Annotated in this window: 14 protein-coding genes and 1 tRNA gene; 4 read left to right on the top strand and 11 right to left on the bottom strand. The window is 72.7% G+C overall.

All coding sequences use genetic code 11. The features are described 5' to 3' along the window. Positions 1 to 80: 80 nt before the first annotated feature. Complete coding sequence (locus ACYBSK_RS01555) at positions 81 to 1,205, bottom strand: DUF2786 domain-containing protein (RefSeq protein ID WP_460244921.1); 1,125 nt, start codon at positions 1,203 to 1,205, stop codon at positions 81 to 83. Positions 1,206 to 1,276: 71 nt separating this feature from the next. Then, positions 1,277 to 2,293, bottom strand: a complete 1,017-nt coding sequence (gene bla / locus ACYBSK_RS01550) for a class A beta-lactamase (RefSeq protein ID WP_460244920.1) — start codon at positions 2,291 to 2,293, stop codon at positions 1,277 to 1,279. On the opposite strand from bla, the gene ACYBSK_RS01545 reads away from it, so the two are divergent. Then, positions 2,292 to 3,134, top strand: a complete 843-nt coding sequence (locus tag ACYBSK_RS01545) for a nitrilase-related carbon-nitrogen hydrolase (RefSeq protein ID WP_460244919.1) — start codon at positions 2,292 to 2,294, stop codon at positions 3,132 to 3,134. The two genes, bla and ACYBSK_RS01545, sit on opposite strands and share 2 nt — an antisense overlap. Positions 3,135 to 3,349: 215 nt before the next feature. Then, a complete protein-coding gene (locus ACYBSK_RS01540) occupies positions 3,350 to 5,038 on the top strand; it encodes a bifunctional 3'-5' exonuclease/DNA polymerase (RefSeq protein ID WP_460244918.1) in 1,689 nt (562 codons plus the stop codon). A gap of 12 nt (positions 5,039 to 5,050) precedes the next feature. On the opposite strand, the gene ACYBSK_RS01535 is transcribed toward ACYBSK_RS01540, so the two are convergent. The 6 genes from ACYBSK_RS01535 to topA form a co-directional block, all read right to left on the bottom strand. Further along, positions 5,051 to 6,238, bottom strand: a complete 1,188-nt coding sequence (locus ACYBSK_RS01535; protein ID WP_460244917.1) for a hypothetical protein — start codon at positions 6,236 to 6,238, stop codon at positions 5,051 to 5,053. A 347-nt stretch (positions 6,239 to 6,585) separates the two neighbouring features. Next, positions 6,586 to 6,659 (bottom strand) — tRNA-Thr (locus tag ACYBSK_RS01530). 94 nt (positions 6,660 to 6,753) lie between these two features. Then, positions 6,754 to 8,331 (bottom strand): alpha/beta hydrolase, encoded by a 1,578-nt coding sequence (locus ACYBSK_RS01525; RefSeq protein ID WP_457474997.1) that lies wholly within the window; start codon positions 8,329 to 8,331, stop codon positions 6,754 to 6,756. Between the two features lie 80 nt (positions 8,332 to 8,411). Continuing rightward, positions 8,412 to 9,617: a DNA polymerase III subunit delta' gene (locus ACYBSK_RS01520; protein ID WP_457474996.1), complete on the bottom strand. Its 1,206-nt coding sequence runs from the start codon at positions 9,615 to 9,617 to the stop codon at positions 8,412 to 8,414. Between the two features lie 389 nt (positions 9,618 to 10,006). After that, positions 10,007 to 13,216, bottom strand: a complete 3,210-nt coding sequence (tmk, locus tag ACYBSK_RS01515) for a dTMP kinase (RefSeq protein ID WP_460244916.1) — start codon at positions 13,214 to 13,216, stop codon at positions 10,007 to 10,009. A gap of 149 nt (positions 13,217 to 13,365) precedes the next feature. Continuing rightward, the gene (topA, locus tag ACYBSK_RS01510) at positions 13,366 to 16,206 is read right to left on the bottom strand and encodes a type I DNA topoisomerase (RefSeq protein WP_457474994.1); all 2,841 of its coding nucleotides are present in this window, start codon (positions 16,204 to 16,206) and stop codon (positions 13,366 to 13,368) included. 420 nt (positions 16,207 to 16,626) lie between these two features. Here topA and ACYBSK_RS01505 point away from each other — a divergent pair, with 420 nt between their 5' ends. Continuing rightward, positions 16,627 to 17,238 (top strand): TM2 domain-containing protein, encoded by a 612-nt coding sequence (locus ACYBSK_RS01505; RefSeq protein ID WP_460244915.1) that lies wholly within the window; start codon positions 16,627 to 16,629, stop codon positions 17,236 to 17,238. A 3-nt stretch (positions 17,239 to 17,241) separates the two neighbouring features. Then, complete coding sequence (locus ACYBSK_RS01500; protein ID WP_460244914.1) at positions 17,242 to 17,658, top strand: DUF2752 domain-containing protein; 417 nt, start codon at positions 17,242 to 17,244, stop codon at positions 17,656 to 17,658. Positions 17,659 to 17,685: 27 nt separating this feature from the next. Here ACYBSK_RS01500 and ACYBSK_RS01495 read toward each other — a convergent pair whose 3' ends face one another. The 3 genes from ACYBSK_RS01495 to ACYBSK_RS01485 all read right to left on the bottom strand — a co-directional run bounded on the left by ACYBSK_RS01495 (position 17,686) and on the right by ACYBSK_RS01485 (position 20,355). Continuing rightward, complete coding sequence (locus ACYBSK_RS01495) at positions 17,686 to 17,883, bottom strand: hypothetical protein (RefSeq protein ID WP_460244913.1); 198 nt, start codon at positions 17,881 to 17,883, stop codon at positions 17,686 to 17,688. Between the two features lie 136 nt (positions 17,884 to 18,019). Continuing rightward, positions 18,020 to 19,543 (bottom strand): DUF7059 domain-containing protein, encoded by a 1,524-nt coding sequence (locus ACYBSK_RS01490; protein ID WP_460244912.1) that lies wholly within the window; start codon positions 19,541 to 19,543, stop codon positions 18,020 to 18,022. Positions 19,544 to 19,773: 230 nt separating this feature from the next. Next, positions 19,774 to 20,355 (bottom strand): small secreted protein, encoded by a 582-nt coding sequence (locus ACYBSK_RS01485; protein ID WP_457474989.1) that lies wholly within the window; start codon positions 20,353 to 20,355, stop codon positions 19,774 to 19,776. Positions 20,356 to 20,501: the final 146 nt, after the last annotated feature.

The following is a 20,501-nucleotide window of genomic DNA, read 5'->3' as shown; positions in this document are numbered from 1 at the left end:
CTCGTTACGCCCCTTCGCGCGGCACCAGCTCCAGCAGACCGCGGAAACGCGCGTCGAACTCGGCGCGCCAGGCGCCCACCTCACCCCTCCAGCCGCGCCCGCTGCGCCGCCGCCGCGCCCTCCGCCCAGCCCGCCCCGTCGGTGACGCCCCTCATCCGCGTCGACACCGTCTTCGGGAACATCTCCTCGGCCCGCCCCGCGACCGCGACGTCGCGCGCCGCGAGCACCGGCAGCGCGTCGCCCGCCTCGCCCGTGACCCGCTCGGCGACGGCCGCGAGGCGGTCTCCGATCCGATGGGCGTACGCGGCGAGGAAGGACTGCCGGAACGTCTTCGTACGCTTGCGGCCACCGGCCCGCTGCTCGGCCTCGGCGCGCGTCATCGCGGCGGTGGCCTGCACCAGCAGCGACGTATGGAGCACCTCGACGACCTCCAGGTCCGGCTCGAAGCCGACGACCGTCGAGAACCCGAACGCCGAGTTCCACACCGCGCGGCAGCGGTTCGCCGTGGCCACCGCGTCGAGGAGGACCGCCTTCGCCGTCTCGTAGGGGGCGTCGACGCCGATCCGGCAGGCGGCGGGCGCGTCCTTCGCGTGCGTACGGGAAGCGAGCAGCGCCTCGTCGACCGAGTGCCGCGCCATCAGCTCCTGCGCCTTCGCCGACAGCGCCTCCGCCTCGGGCGGATACCCGGTCCGCTCCGCCTTGGCGAGCAGCGCCCGGATCCTCGCCAGCGCCCGCGGCTCCCCCGCCACGGGGACGGTGACCGACTCCCCCGGCACCGGCCCGACCGCCTCGATCGCGGGCAGCCGCGCCAGCAACCGGTACAGCTCCAAGGTGGCGGTGGCGGCCGAGAACCGGTCGGTGCGCGCGGGCTCCTCCGCCACCAGCTCACCGAGTTCGGCGAGCTGGGCGGCCCAGCGCGGCGGCAGCACCTCGTACCGCTCGGTCTCGGCGCGGACGAGCCGCGCGGCGAGCCGTTCGTGGGCGGCGTCCAGACCGTCGTCCCGGGCGACCATCCGCAGCACGTCGGCCGGCTGCCACCCGCGCTCCCAGGCCCGGCGCACGAACTCCCGCCCCCGCAAGCCGAGTTCGGCGTCGGACGCCGGGTCGGCGGCGAGCAACGAGGCGCCCGTGTCGAGGTCGCCGCCGTCGTGCAGCGCGACCTCGAAGGCCCGCTCGACCGTGCTGTGACCACTCGTACCGCTCATACGACCATGATCTCAGCCCCACGGAGCGCCGCCCGGACCGCGCGGCTCCCGCGCCGAACCCGCGCGGCACTTCAGCCGGCGAACGCCTCCACGATCAGCTCCGCCGCCCGGCGCACCAGCACGCTGTCGCCCTCCGCGTCCGCGTCCGGCTTCGTCGACAGGACGGAGAGGATCACCGGCGACCCGTCAGGCGTCCAGGCGATGCCCACGTCGTTGGCGGTGCCGTGCGAACCCGTGCCGGTCTTGTCGCCGAGCAGCCAGTCGGCGGGCAGCGCGGCGCGGAACCGTTCGCCGCTGGTGGTGTTGGCGAGCAGCCACTTCGTCAACCGGTCGCGGTCGGCGGGGTCGAGGGCGTCGCCGAGGACCAGCCGGGCGTACGTGGAGCCGAGCGCGCGCGGCGTGGAGGTGTCGGTGACGCGGTCCGGCTCGGCCGAGTTCAGCTCGGGCTCCCAGCGGTCGAGCCGGGTGACGCGGTCCCCGGTCGAGCGGGCGAAACGGGTGATGGCGGTGGGGCCGCCGAGGCGCTCCATGAGGAGGTTGGCCGCGGTGTTGTCGCTGTACGAGATCGCGGCGCCGCACAGTTCGCCGACGGTCATGCCGTGCGCGAGGTTCTCCGGCTTCCCGGTGACGGGCGCGCCGCCCGCACGGTCGATGTCGGCCTGCGTGTAGCGGACGCGGCGGGCCAGGTACTCCCCGTCCTCGTCGAGGTCGCGGAGCACGGCGGCGGCGGCGAGCGTCTTGAACGTCGAACACATCGGGAAGCGTTCGTCGGCCCGGTGCCGGACGGTGCGGCCGGTGGCGACGTCGTGCGCGAACACGCCCAGCCGGGCGCCGTGCCGGCGCTCCAGGGCGGTGAAACGCCCGGGGGCGGTGGCGGTTCCGGAACCCGCGAAGGCGGGGGCGGAGCCGGCGGCGGTCAGGGCGGTGACACCGACGGCGGTCGCGGTGGTGAGCAGGGCGCGGCGAGTGGTGGACACGGTGAGAGGTGTTCCCTTCTGCGCGAGCAACGGTCTCTTCGACCCGTACAGGTAGGTGTACGTGTGTACGTGTACGACGACGATCTTGCCCGCCCGTATGGTTGCGGACATGAGAGTGGCACTGGCGCAGACCGACTGCGAACTCGGCGACGTGGACGCCAACCTGGACACGGCCCGCGAACAGATCGCGCAGGCCAGGGCCCAGGGAGCGGACCTCGTCGTCTTCCCCGAACTGAGCCTGCACGGCTACCACCTCGGCGGCCTGAAGTCGGACACGTCGATCGCCACGAACGACCCCCGCCTGCTCGGCCTCACGACCTCCGACGGCCCGGACGTCATGGTGGGCCTGCACGAACACACCAGCCTGCGCGCGTACAACACGTCCGCGTACTACGCGGGCGGCGCCCTGCTGCACGCCCACCGCAAGCTGTACCTCCCGAACTACCTGGCCTGGGAGGAGCGCAAGCACGTCAGCCCCGGCCAGCACGCCCGCGCGTACGACCTGCCGCGCGACCGGGGCCGGGCCGCGACGCTGGTCTGCAACGACGCGTGGCAGCCGGTGCTGCCGTGGCTCACGGTGCAGGACGGCGCGGAGGTGTTGTTCGTCCCCGCGAACAGCGCGGCGACCCTCGACCCCGAGGCCATGGACACGACCCTCTACTGGGACACCCTGCTGTCGTACACGGCGAAGATGCTCCAGTGCTGGGTCGTCTTCGTGAACCGCGTCGGCAACGAGAACGGCGCCTCCTTCTGGGGCGGCTCCCGCGTCGTCGACCCCCGCGGCACGGTGGTGGCGCAGGCGCCCCAATGGGAACCGTCCCTCGTCACGGTCGACATCGACATCCACGAGGCCCGCCGCCAACGCCGAGCGGTCCCCCTGGTCGCGGAGGCCCGCCTCGGCCTGATCGACCGAGAGGTCCGCCGCCTGATCGACGAGGGCGGCGACAGCTGACCCACCGCGACGCCCTTTCCAGCCCCTCCGGCGCTTGAGGAGCGGGGTCCGGGGCGGAGCCCCGATCCTTTTGAGCCCGCGCGGCGCTCGATCAACGGAGCCCGGACCCTCTCAGCCCCTCCGGCGCTTGAGGAGCGGGGTCCGGGGCGGAGCCCCGAGGCCGCAACGGCGTCGCAGGACACACGTTGTCAGTGCCGGGTGTGACACTCGGCAACGTGACCGAGCGATGGGCCCTGACCCCCACCGACCACGGCGGCGCGGAGCTCATGCCGCTGGGCCCAGACGCCCTGCCCACCGCCCCACCCACCCACGAACCAAACCTCGCGGAAGCCATCCGCTCCCGCCCGAACACCACCCGCTGGATCTGGCGCGCCACCCACCCCGTCTACCCCCACCTCCTCGCCGCCGGCGTCCCCGTGGACCGCTGCTACGACATCGAGGCCGCCGAAAACCTCCTCCTCGCCCACGAGGGCCACCACGGCGACCCCCGCTCCGCCGCCGCGGCCCTCGCCCGCCTCAGGGGCACACCCGTCCCACCCGACCCCCCACCCCGCGTCGCCGCCCCCGGCTCCCAGTCCTCCCTCTTCGAACCCCGCCCACCCGTCGACGTATCACTCACCGACCTCGTCGCCGTGTACGCGGAACAGCAGCGCCGCCACGACGCCACCGCCCACCCGGGCCGGATGCGACTGCTCACCGCGTCGGAGTCGGCGGGCATGCTGGTGGCCGCCGAGATGCACGCGGCGGGCCTGCCGTGGCGGGCGGACGTGCACCGCGCGGTCCTCGGCGAACTGCTCGGCGAACGCTACGGCGGCGGAGGCGAGCCCCGCCGCCTGGCCGAACTGGCGGACGAGGTGTCCGCGGCGTTCGGCAGACCGGTGCGCCCCGACCTCCCCGCGGACGTGATCAAGGCCTTCGCCCAGGCCGGCATCAAACTGACCTCGACCCGCCGCTGGGAGCTGGAGGGCATCGATCACCCGGCCGTACCGCCCCTGATCGAGTACAAGAAGCTGTACCGGATCTACACGGCGCACGGCTGGTCCTGGCTCCAGGACTGGGTCAGGGACGGCCGCTTCAGACCCGAGTACCTGCCGGGCGGCACGGTGTCGGGCCGCTGGACGACGAACGGCGGCGGCGCCCTCCAGATCCCCAAGGTCATCCGCCGCGCGGTCGTGGCCGACCCGGGCTGGCGCCTCGTCGTCGCCGACGCCGACCAGATGGAACCGCGGGTGCTCGCCGCGATCTCCCGCGATCCCGCGTTCATGGAGGTGTCGGGCCAGGACGCCGACCTCTACCAGGCGGTCTCCGACCGGGCGTTCGCCGGCGACCGCGGCCAGGCCAAACTGGCGGTGCTCGGCGCGATATACGGCCAGACGTCCGGCGACGGCCTCAAGAACCTCGCCCTGCTGCGCCGCCGCTTCCCGCAGGCGGTGGCGTACGTCGACGAGGCGGCACGCGCGGGCGAGGAGGGCCGCCTGGTCCGCACCTGGCTGGGCCGCACCTGCCCACCGGCGGCGGGCGCCACGGACCCCGAGGAAGCGGGCATCCCCCAGGAGGACCCGGACACCCCCTCGGAGACCCCCGGCTCGACCTACGGCTACGCCTCGTCGAACTCCCGCGCCCGCGGCCGCTTCACCCGCAACTTCGTCGTCCAGGGCAGCGCCGCCGACTGGACCCTCCTCGTCCTCGCGGCACTGCGCCGCGCCCTGACCGGCATGGCGGCGGAACTGGTGTTCTTCCAGCACGACGAGGTGATCGTGCACTGCCCCAAGGAGGAAACAGACCAGGTCACGGCGGCGATCCGCGAAGCATCCGACCTGGCCGCCCGCCTCACCTTCGGCGACACCCCGGTCCGCTTCCCGTTCACGGTGGCCGTGGTGAAGTGCTACGCGGACGCCAAATGACGGGACGCCACGTCAGCTCTCACCACCGTTCTCACCACCGTTCTCACCACCGTTCTCACCACCGTCTTCGCGAGCCGTCCCTTGCACGGCGAAGCCGAGCACGGGGGCCAGCAGCCCCGCCGCGGCGATCCACGGGCGCCAGCCTCCGAGGTCCGGCAGCACAAGCAGCGCCACCAGACAGCCGAGCGCGACCATCCAGGCCGCCACGACCGGCAGCGAGGCCGTCGTGAGCCAGCCTCCGCCGAGGTCGAGGAGGCGGACCCGGCGTTGCGGGTCGGGCCGGGCAGGCTGCGTCTGCCCCGCCTTGACGACGCGCTCGGCCACCGCGACCGGAACCGCCCCGGGCAACTGCCAGCCGTCGTCGCCGACGAGGTCGGCCTGGATGTCGCGGCCACGGCGACGGCCCGGATTCCACAGCAGCCAGCCGTGGCTGCCGCGCAGGGCGTGCCCGGCGGCCTCGCTGGACATCTGGGAGTGGAACGGGAGCTCCGTGTCCCGGCCCTGGAGCACCAGCCCCTTCAGCCGCCGGGTGTTCTCCCGCTGCTTGCGCTCGTCGCCGTCGCCCGGCGGGGCGTCGACGTGCTCGCCCGCGCCGGTGACGGTGACCCGCAGGGCCAGCCACTCGGGTCCGACGGTGCGGGCGCCCCGGCGGGTGGAGCCGGTCACCCACCAGCCGGCGACCAGAGCGAGCGTCACCAGCACCCACAACCCCGCGATCACCCACACGGTGCCGACCTCCACGGCCCGCCCGGCCAGCTGCCGCTCCACGTCCGCGCGCTGATCGTCACCGACGGCCCCCAACTCGGGCCGCTCGGGAACGTACGCCACGTACAGCTCGCCGCCGACCTCCTGGCGCCGATTGGTGGACGCCTCGAACGTCGCGGGCACCCCGTCCCCGCCACTCACCGAGGGCAGCACAACGGTGAAGTCGGCCGTGGCGTCGGCACGAGGGCTGGATCCCTCCGCGACCTCGTTCTCGATCCGCGCGATCGGAAGCCGCTCGACGACCGCACCCTCCTCGGCCAGCACGGCACTCACGCCCGCACCCCGCGCGTCGGCGACCCCCACCGCCGCCCAGAGCGCCAACAACGCCGGAACGCCCACCAGCACCGCGACAACCCGCACCGACATCCAGCCCGCACCACCAAGCACCCCCGGCACCGCGTCACCGGGCCCCGCCGCCTCCGAAGCAGCGACCACAGCCCGCCGATAACTCCCCCGCCGGACCCCCCCCCCCCCCCCCCCCCCCCGAACCACCACCACACCGAGCACCACCACGCAGACCCCGAGCAGCCCCACCGCACACCACACGACGGCACCCCGCACCCCCGTCGCCCCCAGGAAAAGCCACGCGGCACTCAACGCCACGAGAGCAACAGGAACCACACCCGCCACAAACCTCCCCGCCCGCACAAACCCCACAACCACGGCCCGCTCCCCGCTCACCCAGACACCCCGTATCGATCGGAATCACGCCGCTCCCGCCCACGAGGCAGGTACGACAAAACCCCGGTTCGGAATGAGATCCGAACCGGGGTTTCAGTCTGAGCCGCCTTCGGGATTCGAACCCGAGACCTACGCATTACGAGTGCGTTGCTCTGGCCATCTGAGCTAAGGCGGCGCCGCCGCGCGCACCGGAGTGCGTCAGCAACGTCGCCAATCCTACACGCTCCGCGGGGGTGCTCCGTACAGGGTTTGTGGCCAGGGGACACGCACTACGAGCAGCGCTTTCCGTCGGTCGGAGGGGTTCCGGTCAGGAGGTAGTCGTCGATCGCGGTGTCGATGCAGTCGCTGCCGCGGCCGTACGCCGTGTGGCCGTCGCCGTCGTAGGTGAGGAGGCGGCCGGAGGAGAGCTGGGCGGCGAGGGACCTGGCCCAGCGGTACGGGGTGGCCGGGTCGCGGGTGGTGCCGACCACGACGATCGGGGCGGCGCCGTCGGCCGTGATGCGCTGGGGCTTGCCCGTCGGCTTCACCGGCCAGTAGCCGCAGTTCAGGGAGGACCAGGCGAGGCCCTCGCCGAAGACCGGGGAGGCCTTCTCGAAGTCGGGGAGCGCCTTCTCGACCTCCGCGGGCGAGGTGAAGGACGGGGGCTGGTCGAGACAGTTCACGGCCGCGTTGGCGAACATCATGTTCGAGTACGAGCCGTCGGGGTCGCGCTCGTAGTAGCTGTCGGAGAGCGCGAGCAGGCTCGCGCCGTCCTTCTTCTTCATCGCGGAGGTGAGGGCCTCGCGCAACTGCGGCCACGCCCCCTCGTCGTACATCGCGGCGATCACTCCGGTCGTGGCGAGGGCCTCGCCCAGCTTGCGGCCCTGCGGGTCGCCGGTGGCGATCGGGGCGCGGTCGAGGGTGGTGAAGAAGTCCTTGAGGCGCTTGCCGGACGCGTCGGGGTCACCGGTGCCGAGGGGGCAGTCGGAACGTTTCGCGCAGTCCTTCGCGAAGGACCTGAACGCGGTGTCGAAGCCGGCGGTCTGCTGCTCGTTCAGCTCGCGCGCGGACAGCGACGGATCCATCGCGCCGTCGAGGACGAGCCGCCCGGCCCGCTCCGGGTACAGCCCCGCGTACGTCGCGCCCAGGAACGTCCCGTACGAGGCACCCACGTAGTTCAGCTTCTCGTCGCCGACCGCCGCGCGCACGAGGTCCATGTCGCGGGCCGACTCGACCGTGGAGACGTGCGGCAGGACGCGGGCGGACGTACGGTCCTTCGACTCGCAGCCGGCGCCGAACCGCTGGTAGGCGGCGGTGAGGTCACTCTGCTCGCCGCCGTCGTCCGGAGTGACGTCGGTCTGCGTGTACGCGTCCATCCGCTTGCCGTCGAGGCAGGTCACCGGCTCGCTGCGGGCCACACCGCGCGGGTCGACGGCCACCATGTCGTAGCGGGCCCGGACCTTCTCCGGGTAGCCGATGCCCGCGTACGACTGGAGGTAGCCGATCGCGGAGCCGCCGGGGCCGCCCGGGTTGACCAGGAGCGAGCCGAGGCGCTTGCCGGGGCCCGTGGCCTTCTTCCGGGAGACCGCGAGGTCGATGTCGCCCGCGGACGGCTTGTCGTAGTCGAGCGGCGCCTTGAGCGTGGCGCACTCGAAACCGGGCACTCCGCAGTCGCGCCACTTCAAGGACTGCTCGTAGTACGGGGCCAAGTCGGCCGGCGTCGCCCGCGGCAGCGCGGCGAGCGAGGCCTCCGTCGTACCTGAACTCCCCGACGCGCACGCGGAGATGGCGGCGAGGGCCAGTCCGGCGGCGACGGCGAGGACGGCGGGTCGGCGGCGTGGGGGGAGGGGGAGGCGCCTGAAGTCCATCGGGCGAGCGTAACGCTCCGCTCGATTCCGGTCACATTACGTAAGCGGAGGGTGTGGGGCTCCTTCCCGGGTCTCCGGGGTCACCCCGAGCGCAGCGCCACCGTCATCGCCTCCACGGCCAGCAGCGGCGCCACGTTCCCGTCCAGCGCCACCCGGCACGCGCCGATCGCCTCGATCCTGCGCAGCGTCGACTCGGGCGAGGTGTTCCGGGCCAGGCGCTCCAGCGTGTCCTGGATCTCGGTGTTGGCCAGCTCCACCCGCGACCCCAGCTGCATCGCGAGCACGTCGCGGTAGACACCCGTCAGTTCGGTGAGGGCCAGGTCGAGGCTGTCACGCTGCGAACGCGTGCGCCGCCGCTTCTGCATGTCCTCCAGGTCCTTCATGACCCCGGCCGTGCCGCGCGGCATCCGCCCGCCGCTCTGCGCGCCGAGCGCCGCCTTCAGCTCCTCCGTCTCCTTCGCGTCGACCTCCTCGGCGAGCTGCTTGGAGTCCTCGGCGGCCGCGTCCACCAGATCCTGCGCCGCCTTCAGGCAGCCGCCGATCTCCTCGACGCGCAGCGGCACCTTCAGGACGGCGGCCCGGCGTTCCCGCGCGCGCGGGTCCGTGGCCAGGCGGCGGGCCCGGTCGATGTGGCCCTGCGTGGCGCGGGAGACGGCGGCGGCGACGTCGGGCTCGATGCCGTCGCGCCGTACGAGCATGTCGGCGACGGCGGAGACGGCGGGCGTGCTCAGGGTGAGGAGGCGGCAGCGGGAGCGGATCGTCGGCAGTACGTCCTCCACGGAGGGGGCGCACAGCAGCCACACGGTGCGCGCGGCGGGTTCCTCCACCGCCTTCAGGACCGCGTTCGCCGATTTCTCGTTGAGCCGCTCGGCGTCCTCCACGAGGATCACCTGCCAGCGGCCGCCCGCGGGTGCGGTGTACGACTTGCGGACCGTGTCGCGCATGTCGTCGACGCGGATCTGGGTGCCGACCGCGGCGACCGTCGAGACGTCGGCGTGGGTGCCGAGGAGGGCGGTGTGGCAGCCGTCGCAGAATCCGCAGCCGGGGGCTCCGCCCAGTGCGCGGTCGGGGCTGACGCACTGGAGGGCGGCGGCGAACGCGCGGGCGGCGGTCTCGCGGCCCGCGCCCGGGGGGCCGGTGAACAGCCACGCGTGGGTCATCTTCGATGCGGCGGGGGGCGGGGTGTCGGTGGCGGCTGCCGTCACCAGGGCGTCGGCGTCCCGCGCGGCCGCGTCCAGCGACGCGATGACGCGTTCCTGACCCACGAGGTCATCCCACACGGCCATACGACCACCACCCCTTCTCACCTACCACCAGCCATTGTGCCGCCCCCCACTGACAACCCCGCCCACCCCCACGCCACGCTGCCCATTCGCCGCCGGTCCAAAAGCCCGGGGCTCCGCCCCTCACCCCGCTGCTCAATCGCCGCAGGGGCTTGAAAGCCCCACACCCCACCGTGAGAGACCCTCGCCTTCGCTGCCCGAACGCCGCGAAGGCCCGAGGTGGCCGCACCCCGCCTTGGGCAATCTGCCGCCAAGGGCGGCAGGGTGGGCAAGGCGGCACCCCGGTGCGGGCAGCGCCTTGGGCGGGGGCCCGCCACGGTTCGGCGCAAGAACCCCGTGTGCCCGCCACGACGAACGTGGCGGGCACACGGGGTCAGGGTCCAGGCGGACGCCTACCGGCGGCGCCCGCCCCGGTCGTCCTCGTCCTCACGCCCACCGAGCAACTCGTCCGCCAGCGACGGCAGGTCGTCCAGCGGCGTCTCCTCCGCCCAGTCGGGCCGGGGCCGCCGCGGCCTGCCGTTCTCGTCGACCTGCGGCAGCTCGGCCGTACGTTCGTTGGGGTTCGGCCCCTCCGCACGCCCGCCCGCGGGCCGCTCGTCGCGGAAGTACCCCCGCGGCACCCGGTCCGCGGGATCCCGCTCGTCCGACACCTGCGGCAGCACCGCCGTCTCGTCCGCCGCCCCCGGCACGTGCTGCGGCAGCTGCGTCGTCTCCTCGGCGTCCCGCACGTCGTCCCGCACCTGCGGCAGCACCGTGGTCGCGTCGGAGTCCGCGTCGGAGCCACCCGTCTGCGGCAGCACCGCCGTCTCCTCGGCGTCCGAACCCGACTCCGGCCCCGCCTTCGAACCCGGCTCCGGCGCCTTCGTGAAGTCGACGATCGGCGTCGGCACGGTCGTCTCGTTGTCGACCGGCGCCTCGTCGGAAGCCCTGCCCGACGCCTCACCGGAAGTTCCGCGCAGCGACTCGCTCGGCAACTCCACCTTGCGCAGATTCGTCGTCGGCGCACTGCGCTGCGCCTGCTCCGCGGCCTGCGCCGCGAGGCGACGCGCCTCCTCCGCGCGCAGCAGGGCCTCCTCGGCCTTGCGCTGCTTCTCCAGGCGCCGCGCCTCGGCCTCGGCCCGCAGCCGCGCCTCCTCCTCGGCCTGCTTGCGCAGCCGCGCCTGCTCGGCGGCGCGCGCCTCCTCCTCGGCCTGGCGGCGGGCCCGCTCCTCCTCGGCCCTGCGGCGCTCCTCCTCGGCGCGCTGCCGGGCCTCCTCGGCCTGCCGCTCGGCCTCCAGGCGCTGCGCCTCCTCCAGCTCGCGGCGCTTGCGCTCCTCCTCCTCGGCGCGGAGCTTGGCGAGCTGCTCCTGGCGCTCCCGCTCCAGGCGCTCCTCCTCCGCCTTGCGGGCGGCCTCTTCCTCGGCCTTGCGGCGCGCCTCTTCCTCGGCGGCCTTGCGGGCCTCCTCCTGCGCCTTGATCTCGGCCTCGGAGAGCGGCAGGAGGACGTCCAGGCGGTGGCGGATCACCGTCGTCACCGACTCGGGCTCCTGGCCCGCGTCCACCACCAAGTAGCGGCCGGGGTCGCCCGCGGCCAGCGTCAGGAAACCGGACCGTACGCGCGCGTGGAACTCCATCGGCTCCGACTCGAGCCGGTCCGGCGCCTCCGTGAACCGCTCGCGCGCGGCCTCCGGGTCGACGTCGAGCAGCACGGTCAGGTTCGGTACGAGGCCGCTCGTGGCCCACCGGTTGATGCGGGCGACCTCGGTCGGCGACAGGTCGCGGCCGGCGCCCTGGTAGGCGACGGACGAGTCGATGTAGCGGTCGGAGATGACCACGGCGCCGCGTTCGAGCGCCGGGCGCACGACCGTGTCGACGTGCTCCGCGCGGTCGGCGGCGTACAGCAGCGCCTCCGCGCGGTGCGACAGACCGGCCGACGACACGTCCAGCAGGATCGACCTCAGCCGCTTGCCGACCGGCGTCGCGCCCGGCTCACGCGTGACGACGACCTCGTGCCCCTTGCCGCGGATCCACTCCGCGAGCGCCTCGGCCTGCGTCGACTTGCCCGCGCCGTCGCCGCCCTCCAGGGCGATGAAGAAGCCGGTCGCGGCCGGGGCCTGCACCGGGTCGTTGCCGCCGAGCAGCGCGTCCCGCAGGTCGTGCCGCAGCGGCACCCCGCTGCGGTCGTCGGCCTTGGCGAGCACCAGCGCGGCGACGGGCAGCAGCAGCGCGCCCACCAGCATCAGCGTGAACGCGGCGCCGCCGTGCGCGAAGACGAACTTGCCGCTCTCCAGGTGGTGCGGTCCGATCAGCGCGGCCAGGACCGGCGCGAGCAGGGCGCCGAGCGCGACGGCCACCCGTACGACGGCCTGGAGGTGTTCGGTCGTCCGGGCCCGCCGGAAGTCCTCGGTCTCCTGGTCGAGCAGCGCGTGCCCGGTGTTCGCCGCGATGCCCGCGGTGACGCCGGCGAGCGTCAGGATGAGGATCACGCTCGTCACGTCGGGCACCAGGCCGGCCGCGAGCAGCCCGATCCCGGTGAACGCGATGGCCAGCGCGAAGAGGCGACGCCGCGAGAGCGTCGGCAGCACCTTGGGCGCCGTACGGATGCCGACGACGGTGCCGCCGGTCACGCCGAGCACGAGCAGGCCGAACGTGACCGGGCCACCGCCCAGGTCCTTGGCGTGCAGCACGGCCACGGCGACGGCCGCCGAGATCGCTCCGGCGACACCGGCGCAGGCGAGCACGAGCAGCCGGATCGCGCCCGTACGCCCCTTGTCGACGCCCCCGCCGGTGCTGGGCCGGCGCAGCCCCTCCAGCGGGGACCGCGCGCGCGGGGTCTGCGTGTCGGGCAGCTCAAGGAAGAACACGACCGACAGGGAGGCGGCGAAGAGACCCGCCCCCACGTAGGACGACAGCGCCACCTGGTGCGAGGCGAACCAGTCGACGCCCGCACCGATCAGGTTCTGCACCAGCGTCACGACGACGAGCGCCGCGGCGCCCAGTGGGATCGCGACGAAGCCGGTGCGCAGCGACAGGCGGCGCAGGGCGTCCATGTGGTCGGGCAGCGGTCGTACGGCCGCGCCCTCGATCGGCGGCGCGGGCAGCAGCGAGGGCGCCGCGCTCTCCTTGGCGACGGTCCAGAACCGCTCGGCGACCCCGATGACGAAGGCCGTCACGAGGAGCATCGCCAGCGCGTTGTCCGGCACCCAGTCGATCCACAGGGGGGCGACGATCAGCAGCGCGGCGCGCACGCCGTCGGCGCCGACCATGGTCCAGCGCCGGTCGAGCGGCCCGCCGGGCGTCGTCAGCGAGGTGAGCGGTCCGAGCAGGACGGCGCCGAACAGCAGCGTCGACAGGATGCGCGCGCCGAACACGGCGGCGACGGCGAAGGCCACGCCCCGGTATCCGCCGCCGAACGACTCCTCGGGGATGGCCGCCTGGACGGCGAGCACCACCAGCACCAGCAGCGCGATCACATCGCCGACTCCGCCGACAAGCTGCGCCGACCACAACCTTTTCAGCTGCGGTACGCGCAACAGAGCGCGCACGGCTCGCTCCCGGGAGTCCGCGACCAGGGCGTCGTCTGGGGCCGTGTTGGGGTCCGTTGGCTGCTCGGCACGGGTCATTCGTCCAGCCTATCGGGCCCCACCGACACACCGAAGAAGTGTTCCCCACCCCGCCCTCCGGAGGGAGGCGCGGAATGGGGAACGAGTGCGTACTGCCGCGTACCGCGGCGCACGGCGGCTCACCCAAAGGCGGCTCACCCAAAGGTCGACTACTCGGCCGGAGCCGCCTTCTTCGCCGCGGCGGTGGTCTTCTTCGCCGTGGTCGTCTTCTTGGCGGCCGTCTTCTTCGCCGCCGTCGTCTTCTTGGCCGCCGTCGTCTTCTTCGCGGCGGTCTTCTTCGCGGGCGCCTTCTTGGCCGGGGCCTTCTTGGCGGTCTTCTTCTTGGCGGGGCCCTTCGCCCGCTTCTCCGCGAGCAGTTCGAACCCGCGCTCGGGCGTGATCTCCTCCACGGAGTCCGCCGACCGCAGCGTCGCGTTGGTCTCGCCGTCGGTGACGTACGGGCCGAAGCGGCCGTCCTTCACCACGACGGGCTTCTCGCTGACCGGGTCCGTACCGAGCTCCTTCAGCGGCGGCTTGGCGGCCGCGCGCCCGCGCTGCTTCGGCTTGGAGTAGATCTCCAGGGCCTCTTCGAGCGTGATGTTGAAGATCTGGTCCTCGGTCTCCAGGGAGCGCGAGTCCGTGCCCTTCTTCAGGTACGGGCCGTACCGGCCGTTCTGCGCGGTGATGTCGACGCCCTCGGCGTCCTGGCCGACGACGCGCGGCAGCGACATCAGCTTCAGGGCGTCGGCCAGCGTCACCGTGTCGAGCGCCATGGACTTGAAGAGCGAGGCCGTGCGCGGCTTCACCGCGTTCTTGCCGGTCTTCGGGGTGCCCTCGGGGAGCACCTCGGTGACGTACGGCCCGTAACGGCCGTCCTTGGCGATGATCTGACGCCCGGTCTCCGGGTCGGCGCCCAGCTCGAAGTCGCCGCTCGGCTTGGCGAGCAGCTCCTCCGCGTACTCGACCGACAGCTCGTCGGGGGCGAGGTCCTCGGGGACGTCGGCGCGCTGGTGGTTCTCGGAGTCGCGCTCGCCGCGCTCGATGTACGGGCCGTAGCGGCCGACGCGCAGCACGATGTCGTTGCCCACGGGGAACGACGAGACCTCGCGGGCGTCGATCGCGCCCAGGTCGGTCACGAGCTCCTTGAGGCCGCCGAGGTGGTCCCCGTCGCCGTTCCCGGCGTCCGCGGCGCCGCCCTGGCCGTCCGAACCCTCACCGAAGTAGAAGCGCCGCAGCCACGGCACGGCCTGCGCCTCACCGCGCGCGATGCGGTCGAGGTCGTCCTCCATGGAGGCGGTGAAGCTGTAGTCGACGAGCCGGCCGAAGTGCTTCTCCAGCAGGTTGACGACGGCGAACGACAAGAAGGAGGGCACGAGGGCCGTCCCCTTCTTGAAGACGTAACCGCGGTCCAGGATCGTCCCGATGATGGACGCGTACGTGGACGGACGGCCGATCTCGCGCTCTTCGAGCTCCTTGACGAGCGAGGCCTCGGTGTAGCGCGCGGGCGGCTTGGTGGCGTGGCCGTCGACCGAGAGCTCCTCGGCGGACAGCGGGTCTCCCTCGGCGACCTGCGGAAGGCGGCGCTCGCGGTCGTCCAGCTCCGCGTTCGGGTCGTCGGCGCCCTCCACGTAGGCCTTCAGGAAGCCGTGGAAGGTGATCGTCTTGCCGGACGCGCTGAACTCGGCGTCACGGCCGTCGGCGGAGGTGCCACCGATCTTCACGGTGACGCTGTTGCCGACGGCGTCCTTCATCTGGGAGGCGACGGTGCGCTTCCAGATCAGCTCGTACAGCTTGAACTGGTCGCCGGTCAGGCCGGTCTCGGCGGGCGTGCGGAAGCGGTCGCCCGACGGACGGATCGCCTCGTGCGCCTCCTGCGCGTTCTTGACCTTGCCGGCGTACGTACGCGGCCTGTCCGGCAGGTAGTCGCTGCCGTACAACTGCGTGACCTGCGAACGGGCGGCCGCGACGGCCGTGTCCGACAGGGTCGTGGAGTCCGTACGCATGTAGGTGATGAAGCCGTTCTCGTACAGCTTCTGCGCCACCTGCATGGTGGCCTTGGCGCCGAAGCCGAGCTTGCGCGAGGCCTCCTGCTGCATCGTCGTCGTACGGAACGGGGCGTACGGCGAGCGGCGGTACGGCTTGGACTCGACCGAGCGGACGGAGAACCGCGTGTCCTCCAGGGCGGCGGCGAGCGCCCGCGCGTTCGCCTCGTCCAGGTGCAGCGTGTTCGCCGAACCGGCCTTCAGCTGACCGAGCGAGTCGAAGTCGCGGCCCTGCGCAATGCGCTTGCCGTCGACGGCGGAGAGCCGGGCGGTCAGCGACGACGGGTCGGACGGGTCACCGGCGCGGCCGGTGCCGAACGTGCCGGTCAGGTCCCAGTACTCGGCCGAACGGAAGGCGATGCGGTCGCGCTCGCGTTCGACGACGAGGCGGGTGGCGACGGACTGGACGCGGCCCGCCGAGAGCCTCGGCATGACCTTCTTCCACAGGACCGGCGAGACCTCGTAACCGTACAGACGGTCGAGGATGCGGCGGGTCTCCTGGGCGTCGACCAGCTTCTTGTTCAGCTCACGGGGGTTCGCGACGGCGGACCGGATCGCGTCCTTGGTGATCTCGTGGAAGACCATCCGGTGGACCGGGATCTTCGGCTTGAGGACTTCCTGGAGGTGCCACGCGATGGCCTCGCCCTCGCGGTCCTCATCGGTGGCGAGGAAGAGCTCGTCGGACTCCTTCATGAGGTCCTTGAGCTTCTTGACCTGCGCCTTCTTGTCGCTGTTCACGACATAGATGGGCTGGAAGTCGTGCTCGACGTCCACGCCCAGGCGGCGCACCTCGCCGGTGTACTTGTCCGGCACTTCGGCCGCGCCGTTCGGGAGGTCGCGGATGTGCCCGACGCTCGCTTCGACGACGTACCCAGGGCCGAGATAGCCCTTGATCGTCTTCGCCTTGGCGGGCGACTCGACGATGACGAGTCGGCGGCCGCCCTGTGCGGTCTCGCTGGTCGGGGACAACTTCGCTCTTCTCTCCGGTCGGCGGTTCGGGGCCTTGACGGTGGTCTGCTCAGGCGTGCTCGCTGGCTGGCTCCCGCGGGATCGTGCCGATTTCGCGGCACTGCTGCGGAGTGTGACGGTACCTCCCGCCGGTGTGTCAAACGGGAAAAGCACGCAGCAGCCACTCGGAACGGTAACCCGACTCCTCGTGATCCTGCCCCCGGACCGACGAGGGCCGTGCCGACGGAGGCAGGGCCTCCGGGTACCCGCGCGGCGGCTCGTGTGCCACGCTCCAAGGGCGAACGTCCCGGTGGAGACGCGGTCCCGTGGCCCTCCGGGGCCCGGTTTTGTCCGTCCCTGACAAGATGGCGAGTGGCTGGGGGAGCCCGCGGGGAGCCTCCGGCTCGTCCCCGAGGCAACACCGACCCAGGAGCTTCCCGAATGTCCGACAGCAATCCGTACGGCCCGCCCTCCAAGGACCCGTCGGGCGGGAACCCGTACGGCCAGTCCCCCTCGGACCAGCCGACCCAGCCGGGCGCCGGCCCCTACGGCTACCCGCAGCAGGGCTCGGGGCCCGGCTACGGCACGCCCCCGCCCCCTCCCGGCCAGCCGCAGGGCCAGCCCGGCCAGCCCGGTTACGGCTACCCCTACCCCGGCTCCGCCCCGGCCGGCGACGGCGCCTACCCGCCGCCCCCGCCCGGCCCGGGAATGGGCGGCCCCGGCACGGGCGGACCGGGCATGGGACCGGGCATGGGCGCCCCCGGCATGGGCATGCCGTACGGCTACGACCCGGCCGCTCCCTACGGCTACGACATGTACGGCCGTCCGTACTCGGACAAGACCAAGCTCGCCGCGGGTCTGCTCGGCATCTTCCTCGGCACGTTCGGCGCGGGCCGCTTCTACACCGGGCACACCGGGCTCGCCGTCGGCCAGCTCATCGTGTCCCTCGTGACCTGCGGCTTCGGCAGCATCTGGGGCCTGATCGACGGCATCGTCATGCTCGCCTCCGACAACGCCACCGACGCACAGGGCCGCATCCTGCGGAACTCCTGACCCGTGCCCCGCGCCGCGTCCCCCACCACCCGCCTCGGAGCCGCACTCGGCTCCCCCGCGGCCGCCCCGCTCGGGGTGCTCGCCGCGGGCGCGGCGGCCGCGGCGTACCTGTACGGCACGAACCCGCACGAGCCGGGCCACCTCCTGCCCGGCTGCCCCTTCCGCGCCGCCACGGGCCTGCTCTGCCCGGCATGCGGCGGAACGCGGATGGCGTACGACCTGATGCACGGCCAGTACGGCACGGCCTGGCACGACAACCGCGCGCTGCTGCTCGCCGCGCCCTTCGCCGCCGCCCTGCTGGCGCGTTGGGCCTACGAGGGGCTGCGCGGCCGCCGTTGGTCGCCGCGGATCGGTGCGCGCGGGGCGGCGGCGATCCTCGCCGCGGCCGTGGGGTGGACGGTGCTGCGCAACGCGCTCTGAGTCGCCTGCGCACCGTACGGCCCGGCCCTAGATCTGGCCGAAGCACCACACCGCGAGCGCCAGGGCCCCGGCCCCGGCCACCCCCGCGACCACGGCCGCCGCCACGGGGCGCACGCCGTACGCCACCGGCGCCCGGTGCGCGGCGCGCGCCCCGGTCCACGTCAGCAGGCCCGCTCCGAACAACCCGAACACCGCGCCCGCGAACAGCGCAGGAACACTCTCCATCGCTTGCCTCCCGCCGTCGGGCCCCTTCCGGTACCCAGGCGGGTGACGCTGACACGGACAGTCGAACCCCGGATGAACTCCCGTACGCCACAAGGGGAATCCCGGTTGGCCGGTTCGACGCGGGCCCCGCGCGCGTTCAGTCCGCGGGCGTGAACGGCTCCAGGAAGCCCTGCTCCACCAGCGTGCGGATCTGCGCCGGAGTGCGGTCGCGCAGCAACACGGGATCCTCGCCCATGAGTTGGGCGATGGCGTCCAGGATCGTGCCGGCGCTCAGCGACCCGTCGCACACGCCCGCGAACCCGGCACCGACCGTGTCCACCTTGGTCGCACGCCGCATCCCGCGCCCCTGCCGCAGCACGACGTGCTCCGGGTCCTCGGCGCCCGGCAGCCCGACCTGCTCCTGCACGACCTCACCGGCCAGCTTGAAGTGCGCGCCGAGCAGCGCCGCGTCGTCGTGCCCGCGCAGCCAGTCGACCCGCTCGAAGTGCGCCCGCACGGTGTCGCCGAGCGGCTGCTCGACGGGGTGCGGCCACTCCTCGACGACGATCGACGGCTCGTCCGCAGCCGTCTTCCTCAGCGTGATCCAACCGAACCCGACGGCCCGCACCTTGCGCGCCTCGAACTCGTCGAGCCACGCGTCGTACAGGGCCGCGTACGCGGCCGGGTCGCCGCGGTGGTCACCGGCGTCGCGCAGCCACAACTCGGCGTACTGCGCGATGTCCTGCACCTCGCGCTGCACGATCCAGGCGTCACAGCCGCGCGGCACCCAGGAGCGCAGCCGCTCGGTCCACTCCTCCCCCTCCACGTGCTGCCAGTTGGCCAGGAACTGCGCGTACCCCCCGTCGTTCAGGTGCTCCCCTGCCCCCTGAACGACCGCGCGGCACAGATCGTCCCCGCTCATCCCGCCGTCCCGGTACGTGAGTCGGGCCCCGGGCGAGATCACGAACGGCGGGTTGGACACGACCAGGTCGTACGTCTCCTCGCCCACGGGCTCGTACAGCGACCCTTCCCGCAGGTCGGCGCTGTGCACGCCGGACAGCGCGAGGGTCAGCGCGGTCATGTGCAGCGCGCGCGGGTTGAGGTCGGTCGCGGTGACCCGGGTGGCGTGGCGCGCCGCGTGCAGCGCCTGGATCCCGGAGCCGGTGCCGAGGTCGAGGGCGGAGTCGACGGGCGTCCGCACGGTGATCCCGGCGAGCGTGGTGGACGCCCCGCCGACACCGAGCACGACCCCCTCCTCGCGGCTGCCGATGCCTCCGGCTCCCCCGACCGCGCACCCGAGGTCGGACACGATGAACCAGTCCTCGCCCTCGGGCCCGCCGTACGGGCGAACGTCGACGCTCGCCGCGACCTCGTCCGCGCCGACGGCCCGCAGCCACCCGCTCTCCAGGCACGCGTCGAGCGGCAGCACCTCGGCGACCCGCTCCCGCGTCGCGGGCTGCTGCAACAGGAACAGCCGTACGAGCGTCTCCAGGGGCCGCTCGCCGCGCGTGGCACGCAGGGCGGGCACGGTCTCGCTGCGCGCGAGCGCCGCGTAGGCGGACGCCCCGAGCAGTTCGAGCAGCCCATCGGCGGTGAACTCCGCTCCGAGCAGAGCATCGCGCAGCGACTGGGCAACATCGGAACGGTCGACGACAGGCAGCAGATCAGCTTCAGCACTCACCCCACCATTGTGACGCCCTCACCACCCCCTCCGCCGATTGCGTTTCTTGGAGCCCTCCGGCGATTGAGAAGCCGGGTCCGGTTTTTTGGAGCCCCTCCGGCGATTGAGGAGCGGGGTCCGGGGCGGAGCCCCGTGGGCGGGTCCACGGCGCGGCCCGCCGAGAACACGACAGCGCCCCCGGCGCAGCGCACGATGGCGCAACCCCGGAGGCGCGAAACGAACCGTAAGACCTAGGAACCCGAAGGCGTAGCGGAAGCGCTCTTGCAGCTCTCCTGCTTCGCCATCGCCTTCCCCACGTCCCCCTCCTCAAGGTTCTTCAGCGCATCGCTGCCGTCCTGGCTGAGCGTGTCCAGCTCCCCGGCGATGTCCTTGAGACCCTCGGCGAACTTCGCCTGGTCGTCCGTGTCAAGCTTGTCGACCTTCTTCTTGAGGTCGGCGTACGACGTCGAGATCTTGTCGAGCTCCTTGACGGCGTTCTGCTGCTTCTTCTCGCCACCGTCGACCGGCGGAGCCCCCGCCTTGTCGACCGCGTCACCGATCGCCTTGTACGCGTCGGACATGTCCTGGAACGCCTGCGAGTCGGTCTTCTGGACCTGCTCGGGTTCGCTGTTGTCCGAGGTCTCCTTCTGGATGGCGGTGTTCGCGGCCTCGATCTTCTTCGCCTGCGCCTGAACCTTGTCGCAGACCTGCTTCGCCCAGGAGTCCAGCTTCTCGTTGCTGTCGTCGCTGCAGCCCGACAACGCCAGTACCAGTACCGCACCGCCGGACAGTGCGGCAGCAAGCTTCTTGTTCACCGGATTGGTCCCTTCCATGGCTCTCGGCCCCGGAACTTACACGCCACGCACACGACAATCGCACGCCGGGTGTCCTGTACGACCACTTTATTGACCTTTAGCAGCCATTTGCACCAAGAGAGATAAGGCTCACTGAGAGCCCACGGGAACCGGAACGATCCACA

The organism is Streptomyces sp. BYX5S, assembly GCF_054724165.1.
This window is presented reverse-complemented; position numbering and strand designations above follow the sequence as displayed.

Excerpts from the sequence above, each read along its gene's own strand:
- ACYBSK_RS01555 (WP_460244921.1), bottom strand. The coding sequence starts at position 1,205 with ATGAGCGGTACGAGTGGTCACAGCACGGTCGAGCGGGCCTTCGAGGTC.
- ACYBSK_RS01545 (WP_460244919.1), top strand. The coding sequence starts at position 2,292 with ATGAGAGTGGCACTGGCGCAGACCGACTGCGAACTCGGCGACGTGGAC.
- bla (WP_460244920.1), bottom strand. The coding sequence starts at position 2,293 with ATGTCCGCAACCATACGGGCGGGCAAGATCGTCGTCGTACACGTACAC.
- ACYBSK_RS01525 (WP_457474997.1), bottom strand. The coding sequence starts at position 8,331 with ATGGACTTCAGGCGCCTCCCCCTCCCCCCACGCCGCCGACCCGCCGTC.
- ACYBSK_RS01520 (WP_457474996.1), bottom strand. The coding sequence starts at position 9,617 with ATGGCCGTGTGGGATGACCTCGTGGGTCAGGAACGCGTCATCGCGTCG.
- tmk (WP_460244916.1), bottom strand. The coding sequence starts at position 13,216 with ATGACCCGTGCCGAGCAGCCAACGGACCCCAACACGGCCCCAGACGAC.
- ACYBSK_RS01505 (WP_460244915.1), top strand. The coding sequence starts at position 16,627 with ATGTCCGACAGCAATCCGTACGGCCCGCCCTCCAAGGACCCGTCGGGC.
- ACYBSK_RS01495 (WP_460244913.1), bottom strand. The coding sequence starts at position 17,883 with ATGGAGAGTGTTCCTGCGCTGTTCGCGGGCGCGGTGTTCGGGTTGTTC.
- ACYBSK_RS01485 (WP_457474989.1), bottom strand. The coding sequence starts at position 20,355 with ATGGAAGGGACCAATCCGGTGAACAAGAAGCTTGCTGCCGCACTGTCC.